The organism is Ruegeria sp. HKCCD6157 (assembly GCF_013110685.1).
Taxonomy (GTDB): Bacteria; Pseudomonadota; Alphaproteobacteria; order Rhodobacterales; family Rhodobacteraceae; genus Ruegeria.
This window is the reverse complement of sequence record NZ_WVRB01000004.1, coordinates 207,905-221,353: the sequence shown is the minus strand read 5'-3', so window position 1 is coordinate 221,353 and position 13,449 is coordinate 207,905. Positions and strand designations below refer to the sequence as shown.

The 13,449-nt window shown below is 58.7% G+C and carries 12 protein-coding genes; 4 read left to right on the top strand and 8 right to left on the bottom strand.

Annotated features, from left to right (window positions below; genetic code table 11):
* Positions 1-41: 41 nt before the first annotated feature.
* The 7 genes from GS612_RS14685 to GS612_RS14655 all read right to left on the bottom strand — a co-directional run bounded on the left by GS612_RS14685 (position 42) and on the right by GS612_RS14655 (position 6,070).
* A complete protein-coding gene (locus tag GS612_RS14685; RefSeq protein WP_171641313.1) occupies positions 42-416 on the bottom strand; it encodes a DUF2237 family protein in 375 nt (124 codons plus the stop codon).
* A gap of 9 nt (positions 417-425) precedes the next feature.
* Positions 426-1,589 carry a serine hydrolase gene (locus GS612_RS14680; protein ID WP_171641311.1) on the bottom strand — a complete coding sequence of 388 codons (1,164 nt, stop codon included), beginning with the start codon at positions 1,587-1,589 and terminating at the stop codon, positions 426-428.
* 83 nt (positions 1,590-1,672) lie between these two features.
* On the bottom strand, positions 1,673-2,353 hold the full coding sequence (pth, locus tag GS612_RS14675) for an aminoacyl-tRNA hydrolase (RefSeq protein WP_171641309.1): 681 nt from the start codon (positions 2,351-2,353) through the stop codon (positions 1,673-1,675).
* 141 nt (positions 2,354-2,494) lie between these two features.
* Positions 2,495-3,148 carry a 50S ribosomal protein L25/general stress protein Ctc gene (locus GS612_RS14670; protein ID WP_152457184.1) on the bottom strand — a complete coding sequence of 218 codons (654 nt, stop codon included), beginning with the start codon at positions 3,146-3,148 and terminating at the stop codon, positions 2,495-2,497.
* A 249-nt stretch (positions 3,149-3,397) separates the two neighbouring features.
* A complete protein-coding gene (locus GS612_RS14665) occupies positions 3,398-4,564 on the bottom strand; it encodes an alpha-hydroxy acid oxidase (RefSeq protein WP_171641307.1) in 1,167 nt (388 codons plus the stop codon).
* 147 nt (positions 4,565-4,711) lie between these two features.
* Positions 4,712-5,503: a tryptophan synthase subunit alpha gene (trpA, locus tag GS612_RS14660; protein ID WP_171117431.1), complete on the bottom strand. Its 792-nt coding sequence runs from the start codon at positions 5,501-5,503 to the stop codon at positions 4,712-4,714.
* A 78-nt stretch (positions 5,504-5,581) separates the two neighbouring features.
* Positions 5,582-6,070, bottom strand: a complete 489-nt coding sequence (locus tag GS612_RS14655; RefSeq protein ID WP_171641305.1) for an acyloxyacyl hydrolase — start codon at positions 6,068-6,070, stop codon at positions 5,582-5,584.
* Between the two features lie 198 nt (positions 6,071-6,268).
* Between GS612_RS14655 and ychF the strand changes: the two genes are divergently transcribed.
* Positions 6,269-7,366: a redox-regulated ATPase YchF gene (gene ychF, locus GS612_RS14650; RefSeq protein WP_171641303.1), complete on the top strand. Its 1,098-nt coding sequence runs from the start codon at positions 6,269-6,271 to the stop codon at positions 7,364-7,366.
* 22 nt (positions 7,367-7,388) lie between these two features.
* Here ychF and GS612_RS14645 read toward each other — a convergent pair whose 3' ends face one another.
* Positions 7,389-7,745, bottom strand: a complete 357-nt coding sequence (locus GS612_RS14645) for a nuclear transport factor 2 family protein (protein ID WP_171205608.1) — start codon at positions 7,743-7,745, stop codon at positions 7,389-7,391.
* 157 nt (positions 7,746-7,902) lie between these two features.
* Here GS612_RS14645 and GS612_RS14640 point away from each other — a divergent pair, with 157 nt between their 5' ends.
* The 3 genes from GS612_RS14640 (at position 7,903) to fdhF (ending at position 13,370) form a co-directional block, all read left to right on the top strand.
* On the top strand, positions 7,903-8,784 hold the full coding sequence (locus GS612_RS14640) for a LysR family transcriptional regulator (RefSeq protein ID WP_152457190.1): 882 nt from the start codon (positions 7,903-7,905) through the stop codon (positions 8,782-8,784).
* Positions 8,785-8,869: 85 nt separating this feature from the next.
* The gene (locus GS612_RS14635; protein WP_171641300.1) at positions 8,870-10,573 is read left to right on the top strand and encodes an NAD(P)H-dependent oxidoreductase subunit E; all 1,704 of its coding nucleotides are present in this window, start codon (positions 8,870-8,872) and stop codon (positions 10,571-10,573) included.
* Positions 10,574-10,586: 13 nt separating this feature from the next.
* The gene (gene fdhF / locus GS612_RS14630) at positions 10,587-13,370 is read left to right on the top strand and encodes a formate dehydrogenase subunit alpha (RefSeq protein ID WP_171641298.1); all 2,784 of its coding nucleotides are present in this window, start codon (positions 10,587-10,589) and stop codon (positions 13,368-13,370) included.
* The last annotated feature ends 79 nt before the right edge of the window (positions 13,371-13,449 follow it).

The following is a 13,449-nucleotide window of genomic DNA, read 5'->3' as shown; positions in this document are numbered from 1 at the left end:
CTGGATCGTGGATCAGGTCTCGCCCCAGGCGCAATGGCTGTCTAGGCATTCGCCTTGTTCTGAAGCAAGATATCAAGCGGCACAATCTCGAGCGCGCGTTGATGGGTCGCCTCCAGGTGAACCTTTGGGGCGCATCCTTCGTCATGGGCCTGTAGGAACCGGCCGGCACACAGACACCAGCTGTCACCGGGCTTGAGGCCCGGGAAATCGAACTCGGGCCGAGCCGTGCTCAGATCATTGCCGACGTATTTCGAGAATGCCAGAAACTCGGCCGTCATCACGGCACATACGGTATGGCTGCCCTGATCCTCGGGGCAGGTATTGCACGCACCATCCCGAAAGAACCCGGTCAGAGGATTGCGTGAGCAGGGCGCCAGAACGCCGCCGAGTACATTGATACTTTCTTGCTTCTGCATGAACACACCTTACAGGCTTTCTGCGATCTTGCGGAACATTTCGATATTCTGGTCGTTTACGCCAGTGTCGCGGAATTTCCGATCAGCGCCGGTAGACACAATCAGAACGCCGCGAGGTTGGTTGAAATAGATGTATTGCCCATACACGCCCCGGGCCAGAAACTCTCCCTCATGGGCGCCGCGCGGGATCCACCACTGGTACCCATATCCAATCTTCCCCTGAGCGGTCGGGGCGCTGGGTTGAGTTGCCTTGAATATCCAGTCGGCGGGCACCACTTGCCGGCCGTTCAATTCCCCATCTTGCAGGATCATTTGCCCGAACCGTGCAAAGTCACGTGTCGTGAAATTCAATCCGCCCAGAACAAATGCGACACCGGCGCCGTCAGTGACATAATACCCGTCCCGCTCAAGGCCCAGGGGCTGAAGGATTTTTTCCGTCAAAAGATCCGCGACACTGCGACCGGTCGCCCCGCGTATCACCATGCCCAATACATGCGTGTCTATGGAAACGTATTGCCAAGTTTCACTGGGGGGCGCGAAACTGTCCTGCAATGAGGCTGCAAAATCGTCCAGTTCACCGCCCAGGGCAATCACACGGCCCATCCTGTTGATGTCAGATTTCGGGTCCAGATAATCTTCGTCAAACGTGACGCCGCTGGCCATGTTCAGAACGTTCCGAATTGTCGCCCTGTCATATGCGCTGCCTGCAAGTTTGGGGGCGTATTTGACGACGGGATCATCCAATGAATCGATTGCGCCCTCTTGCAGGAGAATGCCGAAAAGCGCCGACAGATAACTTTTTGCCACTGACCACGAAATCCGACGATCATCGGAACCGGTGCCCAGATAGTATTCCTCGAACCGGATCTTGCCGTTCTGCATGATAAGCAAAGAAGTGACCGAGCGTTCATTGATCCAAGTGTCGGTGCCTTCCGGAAGATCGAAACCTTCGCCGTAGGGCAATTCCCATGTCGGGGCGTTTCCACGCGGCAGATCAACGGTCAGAAAGGCTTCATCCATATGCGAAAAGTTGTGAACGATCTTGTCCTCGGCAAACAGAGAGTTCACCGCCATCAGGCGCTGTAATTCTTCGCGTTTCCAAAGCCCAACGGCAGCGGCGGCCAGAGCCAGCGCCAGCACAATGCGCAGAACCCACTTCAGTATGGACCGCATCGCATAGCCTCCCTTGTTTGCGTGTATTGGAACGCGGACATCCCGCTTTCGCAACGCCGACGTAACGGAAAGAGGGCGGGGCGCTATTTGAACTTGTCCAACAGTTTCTGCATGGCCGACCGTTGGTCGGCCGGTGGCTTCGGTGGTGCCTTTGTTGCGGTTTCAGCTTTCGGAGCGGTCGTCTTGGACGACCGGGGCGGAGCAGTGCGCAGGGCCACCGCGTTCATGAATTTTCCACCATCATCCCGCGCCAGATGGGGCGCGCCGTCCGAAACCCCCCGAAGAACGTCGTCCAGCCAGTCACTCTCGGATTTCGCAAAGTCGCTCAGGACATAAGCCGAGACCATTTCCTTGCGGCCCGGATGTCCGATCCCAAGCCGGACACGGTCATAGGCTGCGCCTATATGGTCGTGAATCGAACGCAGACCATTATGCCCAGCGTGTCCGCCGCCCGCCTTTACCCGCACTTTGCCCGGGGCGAGGTCCAACTCGTCATGGAACACGACTACATCTGTGGACGCGAGCTTGTAGAAACGCATCGCTTCACCCACGGATTGACCGGACCGGTTCATGAAGGTCTGCGGTTTCAGCAAAAGGATTTTTTCAGACCCTAACCGTCCTTCCGAGATTTCGCCCTGAAACTTGGATTTCCACGGGCCAAACCCATGATCTTCCGCAATCCGCTCCACAGCCATGAACCCGATGTTGTGCCGGTTCCGGGCGTATTTCTGCCCCGGGTTTCCCAATCCGACAAAGAGTTTCATTACCAAGCTCCGCCTTTGTAGCCTCGAGGCTATGTGATGCCCGGAATTGCCATGGAAATCCAGCCAGCGCCGCGCGTCTTGGCCATAAAAAAACGGGGCTCGTCAGAACCCCGTTTCAAAATCCAGACGTTTGATCCGGATTTATTCTTCTTCTTTGCCGACGACTTCGACTTCGTCGACTGCAACTTCTGCTTCTTCACCTTCTTCGTCGTCGCTTGTCGACAGACCGGTCGGTGCCGAGACGTTTGCGATCACGAAGTCGCGGTCGATGGTCGGCTTGGTGCCTTTGGGCAGTTCAACCGACGAAATGGTGACAACGTCGTTGATGTTCATTCCGGCCACATCAACGGTGATCTTCTCAGGAATGTCACCTGCGGTGCACAACAGCTCGACTTCCGGGCGGACAACGGTCAGCACGCCGCCCTTCTTGATGCCGGGGGCTTCATCTTCGTTGATGAATTCAACCGGAATGTACAGCGCGATCTTGGTGGTCCGGCGCAGGCGCATCAGGTCCAAGTGTGTCGGCAGGTCTTTGACGACATCGCGCTGAACGTCGCGGCAGATGACGCGAACGTCTTCATGGCCTTCGACCTTCAGGTTCCACAGGGTCGACTTGAAGCGACCGGCCTTCAGGCGCTTGAACAGTTCGTTGAACGGAATCTGAATCGGCAGCGGATCTTTGTCGCCGCCAAACACTACGCCCGGAACCATGCCTTCGCGGCGAGTTTTGCGAGCGGCGCCCTTGCCTGTCCCCGTCCGTTCCAGAGCTACGAGATCAGGAATCTCTCCAGCCATGATAATTCTCCAATGTTAGGGCGGGTATCCTCCAAGGCTGTATACCCGCGTGAAGCCGCGTCCTTATCTCGATTCATCCGGTTTGGAAAGGGGTAATTCACAGCTTGCCGTTTTGTGGGGCTCAGCCGCGCGCTCCGAAGTGTTCTTCGCCAGATCAGTGAAGGGTCCGCTGCTTCATCTGGCCACAAATATCCCGGGGGAGACGCCCGGAACGGGCGGCGGGGGCAGAGCCCCAAATCTCCCGCGGGCTCAGCCTTGCCAGCGACCACCAAAATCTTCTGGTACCAGAAGATTTTGCGCCCCCAGTGCGCTAACGGTTTTTTCACCGCACAGCGCCATTGTTGTATCAAGTTCCTTCTGAATCACTTCCAACGCGGTGGTGACGCCTTTCTGACCCATGGCGCCCAGCCCATAAACGAATGCGCGTCCGATATACGTCCCCCTGGCCCCCAGCGCCAATGCCTTGAGCACGTCCTGACCCGAGCGGATACCACTGTCCAGGTGCACTTCGACATCATTGCTGACAGCGTCCATGATTTCGGGCAATACCCGGATCGAGCTGAGCGCACCATCCAGCTGACGCCCGCCATGGTTCGACACGACAATGGCATCCGCTCCCAGCTTGGCAGCCATTTTGGCATCTTCCGCGTCGAGTATCCCTTTCAGGATCACCTTTCCGCCCCATTGTTCCATCAGTTTTTCGACTTTACTCCAGTCGAGGGTGGGGTCGAACTGTTCAGCGGTCCATGCCCCCAGTGAAGACGCGTCCGAGATACCTTGCACATGTCCCACTATATTGCCGAACTCGCGCCGCTTGGCCCGCAGCATTTCAATGCCCCAGGCCCATTTGGTCATCAGGTTCGCGATGGTCTTCGCGGTCAGCTTGGGGGGTGCGGACAGGCCGTTCTTCAGGTCTTTGTGCCGTTGGCCCAGAATCTGCAGATCCAACGTAATCACCAGCGCCGAACACCCGGCGTCCGTGGCCCGCTGGATCAGACGGCTGACATAGTCAGCGTCCTTCATCGTGTAGAGCTGAAACCAGAACGGCTTATCGGTGTGCTCGGCCACGTCTTCGATCGAGTTGATCGACATTGTGGAAAGGGTAAAGGGAACACCAAAATCCTCTGCGGCTTTGGCGGCCTTCATCTCTCCGTCCGCATGCTGCATCCCCGTTAACCCGACCGGGGCCAACGCGACCGGCATCGACACCTTCTGGCCGATCATTTCCGAGGCAGTTGAACGCCCGGACATATCAACGGCAACCCGCTGACGCAGGCGGATCTTTTCAAAATCGGAACTGTTTTCGCGGAATGTTTGTTCCGTCCAACTGCCGCTTTCAGCGTAGTCGTAGAACATCCGCGGCACGCGACGCTCGTAAATGCGCCTGAGGTCTTCAATATTGGTTATCACAGGCATGACTCAGACCTCCGAACTTACTGGTTCGTTTTCCTTACCAATGCATGTCAAAGCCTGCAATGATCTGGCCCGGCGGCGGGCAGTCAAAAAAGCCTGCCCCAGAACAGTCTGCGGCAGGCTTTCGAGTGTGTTGTGTTATCTGCCGGATCAGGCGCTATGAGCGCCATCCGACAGGGACTTTACAAAATCCAGAACTTCCTCGACCGGTTTGCCTGCACCGATCTGGCTGACGATCGCCGATCCGACTACGGCACCATCTGCCACGGACGCGATATTGCGGGATTTCTCGGGCGTATTGATGCCAAAGCCCACGATCACCGGCAGCTCGGTAGCGGCCTTGATGCGGGCAACCTCGGGGGCCACATCCGTTGCCTGCGCCTCGGCCGCGCCGGTGATGCCAGTGATTGAGACGTAGTACACGAAGCCCGAGGTGTTTTGCAGAACGCGCGGCAAGCGCTGGTCATCCGTGGTAGGTGTTGCAAGACGAATGAAGTTCAGCCCGGCCGCCTGCGCAGGCAGGCAAAGCTCTTCGTCTTCCTCGGGCGGCAGATCGACAACGATCAGCCCGTCAATACCGGCATCTTTGGCATCGGCCAGAAAGGCCTCGACACCCCGGCTGTAAATCGGGTTGTAGTACCCCATCAGGACAATTGGTGTCGTGTCATCTGTTTCCCTGAACGCGCGCGCCAGATCCAATGTGCGCTGCAACGTCATCCCGCCGTCCAGCGCGCGTTGGCCCGCCGCCTGAATTGTGGGGCCATCCGCCATCGGATCAGTGAAGGGCAAACCAAGTTCGATGATGTCCACACCCGCGCCGGGCAGGCCTTTGACCACGTCGAGCGAGGTGTCATAGTCTGGGTCCCCTGCCATCACATAGGCAACAAAAGCCTTCTTTCCTTCGGCTTTCAGGGCGGCAAACTTAGCGTCGATACGGGTCATCGGATGTCCTTGCAATCGGGTTTGGACCCGTGTGCAGAAACTTTGACCGAAAATCAATCCCGCCAACGCAGGAATAGCTCAGAAGCCCAGATGGTACCGCAGCAGAACCGCGTTTACACCAGGGTTCTCATCATTGGTGCTGGCGTTCGATTTGTGCGTGATCGCAAATGACATTCTGTTGCCGTTGTTCAGGTTATATCCAAGACCCAAAAGGCTGCGGATCTGAAAGTCTCCGCCCAGGTCGTTCTGGTCGTTGCTGGCATTGAAGTACCCCGGCATGACACTGCCTTCGACGAACCAGCGCTCACCCAGAGAATACAGTCCGACCAGCCCCACACCGATATGCGTATCCCCGTCTTCGTCCACAGAAAACGCAGCACCCCAGCCAGCACTGAACCGAGTTGCCTGGTGAAAAGGAGTGTGATGGTACTCGAGAGCGATCAGTGCCTGATCTTCGGACGTCGCCTCGGAAAAATCTGAATACCCGGCACCAAAAACAACCGTCTGAGCTTGGGCTGTAGCAAGTGTAGAGACCGTCAGTACGGCTGCAAGAAGTAGTTTTTCCATTATATTCTGCCATCTAATTTGGTCGCGCTATGTTAATTGTTCATCCTACCCTTCGTTTTTCAGGACCGACAAGAACACGATTTGAGAACAATTTCGTGATGTGGCCGAAGGGACTCAAACAAAGTCGCCCGGCAATCACTTGCGCATTGATGCGGACCTGCATAGAAGCTGCGTTCGTATTCTATGCAGGAGGCCGTTATGGGCTTTAAGATGGGAATCGTGGGTCTGCCAAACGTGGGCAAGTCGACCCTGTTCAATGCGTTGACCAAAACCGCTGCCGCGCAAGCCGCGAACTTCCCGTTCTGCACGATTGAGCCCAATGTCGGCGATGTGGCCGTGCCGGATGAGCGGCTCGACAAGTTGGCGGCAATCGCGTCGTCAAAACAGATCATCCCGACGCGCATGACATTCGTGGATATCGCCGGTCTGGTGGAGGGGGCCTCGAAAGGCGAGGGTCTGGGGAACCAGTTTCTGGCAAATATTCGCGAGGTCGATGCCATCGCCCATGTCTTGCGCTGTTTCGAAGATGGCGACGTGACCCATGTTGAAGGCCGCATCGATCCTGTGGCCGACGCCGAGACCATCGAGACCGAGCTGATGCTGGCCGATCTGGAAAGCATCGAAAAGCGCCGTGCCAACCTGGTGCGCAAGCTGAAAGGCAATGACAAAGAGGCCCAACAGCAGGACCGCCTGCTTGCCGAAGCGCAAAAGATGCTGGAGAGCGGCAAACCTGCACGACTGGTCGAGGTTTCGGACGAGGACGCCAAGGCCTGGAAGATGTTGCAGCTGCTGACCACCAAGCCGGTTCTTTATGTTTGCAACGTGTCCGAGGAAGAAGCCGCTGAAGGCAACGAATACTCGGCGAAAGTTGCCGAGATGGCTGCCGCCCAAGGCAACTCTCACGTCATCATCAGCGCCAAGATCGAAGAAGAGATCAGCCTGCTTGAAGCGGACGAGGCACAGATGTTCCTTGAGGAAATGGGTCTGGAAGAACCCGGCCTCGACCGTCTGATCCGTGCCGGGTACGACCTGCTGAAACTGGAAACCTATTTTACGGTCGGCCCGAAAGAGGCCCGCGCCTGGACCATCCGCACCGGCACCGCTGCACCGCAGGCGGCTGGTGTCATTCATGGTGATTTCGAAAAGGGATTCATCCGCGCCGAGACCATCGCCTATGACGACTTCATCGCCTGCAACGGCGAGCAGGGGGCGAAAGAGGCAGGCAAGATGCGGGCCGAGGGGAAAAGCTATATCGTCAAGGATGGCGACGTGATGCATTTCCTGTTCAACACCTGACGCCATTTGCCCTGTGCCGACATCAGGGGGTTTCGTTCAAGCTGCATTGTCGAATCAGCCACCCGCCGTCCGGCTGTCTGTACAAAACGTTGAGAGATGTGCCGTCATCTGTCGTTCCTTCGCGGAAAGTCGCAAGGCACCAGCCGATTTGGCCGTCTATGCCAGCCTGCACGACTTCGATGACTTTGTCCTCGCCACCTTCCTCCAGCCATTCCGCGTGTATTGTTTCAATGGCCGTTCGTCCTTTGGCTGCGGGACCAAAAGGTGAGTATAGCTCTGCGTCTTTGGCGAAAAACGATGCGCACCCAGCTGCGTTTCGGGATCGGTAGCATCCAACATACGCGTCAAACAGTTTTTGAAATACGTCTACAGCGGTCATGCGGTACCTCGCCTTCTTGTTCCCAGCGCCCATTGATGGTGGGCAATCTTATACGACAAAGCACCAGTTTCCGACGCGCCCGCGCTGAAAGACGGTGCTTTCCCTGTGCGGTAATGCAGTTAGAGTGGTCTTTGGCCTGATGTTGGAAATTTGAATCATGATCGAAATCCGCGACCTGCAACTGCTCAGCGCGTTGGCGCGGCACCGCCATTTCGCCAAGGCCGCCGAAGAGTGTGGGATTTCGCAGCCCGCCTTTTCCATGCGCATCCGCAACCTCGAGGATCGGCTGGGCGTGTCCATCGTCCGCCGCGCCAACCGGTTTCAGGGCCTGACCGAAGAGGGCGAGATGATCGTCCAACGGGCGCGGCGTATTCTCGATGACACCAAAGCACTGGAACAGCAGGTGCTGGCCACCAGGGGCGAGATCACCGGCACGCTGATCCTTGGCGTGATACCGACGGCCATCGCCTTTACCGGGCGCCTCACCAAACGCTTTCGGCAAGCCCATCCTCGCATCGTTACCCGCATCGAAACCATGTCTGCCACCGCCATTCAACACCGGCTGGACGAAGGAAGTCTGGACGCCGGGATAACATATGGCGACAGCATCGGGACTGATCTGCGACAGGTGCAACCTTTGTACGAGGAAACCTATGTTCTGTTGGTTCCGTCACACATGACGGACGAAACCGGCCCCTTGCCTTGGGCGCGCGTGGCTGAATTTCCGCTGAGCCTGCTCGAGCCGCAGATGCAAAACCGGCGTATTCTGGATCGTATCTTTGCCGAACAGGGGCTGCACCCGGACGTGGTCGCCGAAACCAGCGGATTTACCGCGTCGATGGTGATGGCACGCGAGGGGCTGGCTGCCACGGTTGTGCCACGTGTGCTTATTCGGGCCCTGGGCGAGTTGCAGGGGACAAAGGTGCTGCCGCTGGTCGATCCGATTGTAAGTAAACCGATCTGTTTGGCCACCCTGAGCCGAGATCCTGAACTGCCAACGGTTCAGGCACTGCGCGCTGTGGTGACGTCTTTACGGTGATAAGATGTCGTTATCGTGCGATTGCAAAAAGCGATTTGACGATATGCTAGCCTGATGAGACACGGGGCCTGAATCGGAGGGCATCATGGCACCATTAGACACCAAGCCATCAGGCGCACCCAAGGGCGTCTGGAAGTCAGGTAAAGGCAAGGGGCGGCACACGCCCAAGGGCCGACAGTTTACGGATGAAGCGCAGGCCGAAATTGCGCGCCTGCTGGGCGACCGCCCACGCCGCCGCGACCTGCTGATCGAGTATCTGCACCTGATTCAGGACACACACGGCTATATCAGCGCCGACCATATCGCCGCGCTGGCCGTCGAGATGCGGATCGGCCAGGCCGAGATTTACGAGACCGCGACCTTCTATGCCCATTTCGACGTGGTGAAAGAAGGTGAAACGCCGCCCCCCGCGCTGACCATTCGCGTCTGTGATTCCCTGTCCTGCGAAATGGCTGGCGCGCAGCAGTTGCAAAAAGCGTTGGAGGATGGGCTGGACCCGTCCGAAGTGCGCGTTCTGCGCGCGCCCTGCATGGGGCGCTGCGACACGGCGCCGGTGCTGGAAATCGGGCACAACCATATCGACCACGCGACCCCTGAAAAGGTGCAGGCCGCTATTGCTGCCGATGACACCCATGCTCATCTACCCGATTACGAAACCTTCGCGGCCTACGAGGCCAATGGCGGCTATACCAAGCTGAATGAGCTGCGCGAGGGCGGCGACTGGGAAGAGGTCCAGGAACAGGTTCTGGCCTCGGGCCTGCGGGGCCTCGGCGGTGCCGGTTTCCCGTCGGGCAAGAAATGGGGCTTTGTCCGCATGAATGACGGCCCGCGTTTCCTGGCCGTGAACGGGGACGAGGGCGAGCCGGGCACATTCAAGGATCGCTACTATCTGGAACGCACGCCGCATGCTTTCCTCGAAGGTATGCTGATCGCTGCCTGGGCGGTTCAGGCCGAGACCTGCTTCATCTACATGCGCGACGAATATCCAGCCGTTCTGGAAATCCTGCGGCGCGAGATCGCGGCTTTGGAACAGGCCGGGATCGTCGAGAAAGGCTATATCGACCTGCGCCGCGGCGCGGGCGCTTACATCTGCGGAGAAGAATCCGCGATGATCGAGTCGATCGAGGGCAAAAAGGGCCTGCCGCGTCACCGCCCGCCCTTCGTGGCGCAGGTCGGCGTATTCGGCCGCCCGACGCTGGTGCACAACGTGGAAACGCTCTACTGGGTGTCCAAAATCTGCCGGGAAGGTCCGGAGATCCTCAATTCGGTTGAAAAGAATGGCCGCAAGGGGCTGCGCAGCTATTCGGTCTCGGGCCGGGTGGCGAAACCCGGCGTCTACCTGCTGCCGGCAGGGTCGACCATTCTTGACGTGATTGATGCCGCCGGGGGCATGGCCGAAGGTCATGTGTTCAAGGCGTATCAACCGGGCGGGCCGTCGTCAGGTCTTCTCCCCTCCAGCATCGACGACGTCCCGCTCGACTTTGACACACTACAGCCGCTGGGCACCTTCATCGGGTCTGCTGCGGTTGTGGTTCTGTCCGATCAGGACACGGCCCGCGATGCGGCGCTGAACATGCTGCGGTTCTTCGAGGACGAAAGCTGTGGCCAATGCACGCCCTGCCGGGCGGGCTGCGAAAAGGCGGTGAAGCTGATGCAGGCCGAGAAGTGGGACGCCGATCTGCTGGAAGATCTGTGCCAGGTGATGGGCGACGCCTCGATCTGCGGTCTGGGGCAGGCGGCCCCGAACCCGATCCGTCTGGTCATGAAACACTTCGCTGAAGAAATCTGAGGGAGACAGAGCCATGCTTGATGCAAGCCCAAACAAGACCGTCACCTTCAACCTGAACGGCGATGACGTCACCGTGCCCGAAGGCACCACCATCTGGGAAGCGGCCAATGGCCGTGGACTGGTGATCCCGCATCTGTGTCACAAACCGGCGCCGGGCTACAAACCCGATGGCAACTGCCGCGCCTGCATGGTCGAGGTGGAAGGCGAGCGTACGCTGGTCGCCTCGTGCATCCGTCCGGCGGCTGACGGGATGGTGGTGAAAACCGACACCGACCGCGCCGAGAAATCGCGCGCCATGGTCATGGAACTGTTGGTGGCCGACCAGCCCGAGAAGCCGCACGATGCCTCGAGCCATTTCTGGGACATGGCCAAGCTGAACGATGTCAGCGACAGCCGTTTCCCGGCGAAAGAGCCCGAGAAGATTCCGCTGCTGGATGACAGCCATGTAGCGATGCGGGTCAATTTGGATGCCTGCATCAACTGCAACCTCTGCGTCCGCGCCTGCCGCGACGTGCAGGTGAATGACGTGATCGGCATGGCCGGGCGCGGGCATACCGCGCAGGTGGTGTTCGACCAGAACGACCCGATGGGCGAGTCGACCTGCGTGGCCTGCGGTGAATGCGTTCAGGCCTGCCCGACCGGCGCTCTGATGCCCGCCACCGTGCTGGACGACCAGCAGCACGGCGACAGCAAGGATTACGATTCCGAAACCGAAAGCGTCTGCCCCTTCTGCGGGGTGGGCTGCAAGGTCAGCCTCAAGGTCAAGGACGGCAAGGTCAAATATGTCGAGGGCATCAACGGCCCCGCCAACGAAGGCCGTCTGTGCGTGAAGGGCCGGTTCGGGTTCGACTATATCCAGCACCCGCATCGCCTGACCAAACCGCTGATCCGGCGCGAGAATGCACCGGCAAAAGGTCTGAACGTTGATCCCGGCAACCTGTCGACCCATTTCCGCGAAGCGACCTGGGAAGAAGCGATGGATCTGGCGGCCACGAGACTGATGGCCCTGCGCGACCAAGACCCGCGCAGCGTTGCGGGCTTTGGCTCGGCCAAATGCACCAACGAAGAGGCCTATCTGTTCCAGAAGTTCATCCGTCAGGGTTTCAAACACAACAATGTCGACCACTGCACCCGTCTGTGCCATGCGTCGTCTGTGGCCGCTCTGATCGAGAACGTGGGCTCGGGCGCGGTGACGGCGACCTTCAACGAGATCGAGAATGCCGATGTGGCGATCATCATCGGCGCCAACCCGATCGAGAACCACCCCGTCGCAGCGACCTATTTCAAGCAGTTCGCCAAGCGCGGCGGCAAGCTGATCGTGATGGACCCGCGCGGTGTCGGCATGCGCAAATTTGCGGACGAAATGCTGCAATTCCGGCCCGGTGCCGATGTCTCGATGCTGAACGCGATCATGAACGTGATCGTCGAGGAAGAACTGTATGACAGCCAGTACATCCACCGCTGGACCGAGAACTGGGAGGCCGAGAAAGAGCATCTGCGCCAGTTCACCCCCGAGAAGATGGCGCCGATCTGCGGCATCGAACCGGATCAGCTGCGTCGCGTTGCGCGCACCTTTGCGCAAGCCAAGGCTGGTCTGATCTTTTGGGGCATGGGCGTCAGCCAGCATATCCACGGCACCGACAATTCGCGCTGCCTGATCTCGCTTGCATTGATGACCGGGAATGTCGGCAAACCCGGCGCGGGTCTGCACCCTCTGCGGGGCCAGAACAACGTGCAGGGCGCATCAGACGCCGGCTTGATCCCGATGTTCCTGCCGGACTACAAGACGGTGACGGATGACGGCATTCGCGCGCAGTTCACCAATATCTGGAAATCGGATGATTTCTCGAACGAGAAGGGTCTGACCGTCACCGAGATCATCGACCAAGCCTATGCGGGCAACATCAAGGGCATGTACATTCAGGGCGAAAACCCGGCCATGTCCGACCCGGATGTTGGCCACGCACGTGAGGCCCTGGCCAAGCTGGACCTGATGATCGTGCAGGACATCTTCCTGACCGAAACCGCGAACTATGCCGACATCATTCTGCCGGCCTCGGCGCTGTATGAAAAGAACGGCACGGTTTCGAACACCAACCGTCAGGTGCAACGTGTCCGTCCGGCCGTGGCGCCTCCGGGTGAGGCGCGCGAGGATTGGAAGATCACGGTCGAACTGGCGCAGCGCATCGGGCTGAACTGGGACTACTCCGATGTGTCCAAGGTCTTTGCCGAGATGAAACTGACCATGGAGTCGCTTGACAATATCACGTGGGAACGGCTGGAAAACGAGACGATCACCTATCCGTCGCTCAGCGAAACCGATCCCGGCCAGTCTATTGTGTTCGGCGATGGTTTCCCCCGCGCGGGTGGCAAAGCAAGGTTCACTCCGGCCAATGTCATCCCGCCTGATGAGGCGCCCGATGATGAATACCCGATGATTGCCACCACCGGCCGTCAGCTGGAACATTGGCATACCGGTTCAATGACCCGCCGGGCAAAGGTTCTTGACGCGGTCGAGCCAGAGGCCAACTGCTCGATGAACCCGCGCACGCTGAAGCTGATGGGGATTGATCCGGGCGAAATGATCCGCCTGACCACGCGTCGTGGTTCGATCGAAATCATGGTGCGCGCCGACCGGGCCATTGCCGAAGACATGGTGTTCATCCCGTTTGCCTATGTCGAAGCGGCGGCGAACATCCTGACGAACTCGGCCATCGACCCTTACGGCAAGATCCCCGAGTTCAAATTCTCGGCCATTCGTGTCGAAAAGATCGAGGATGCGATGGCAGCGGAGTAAGATCGCGGCCAGACTGAGCAAGGGCGGCCTCTGGAAGGGGGCCGCCTTTTTTCTTTGCCGCGCAGTCGTTCAAACGATT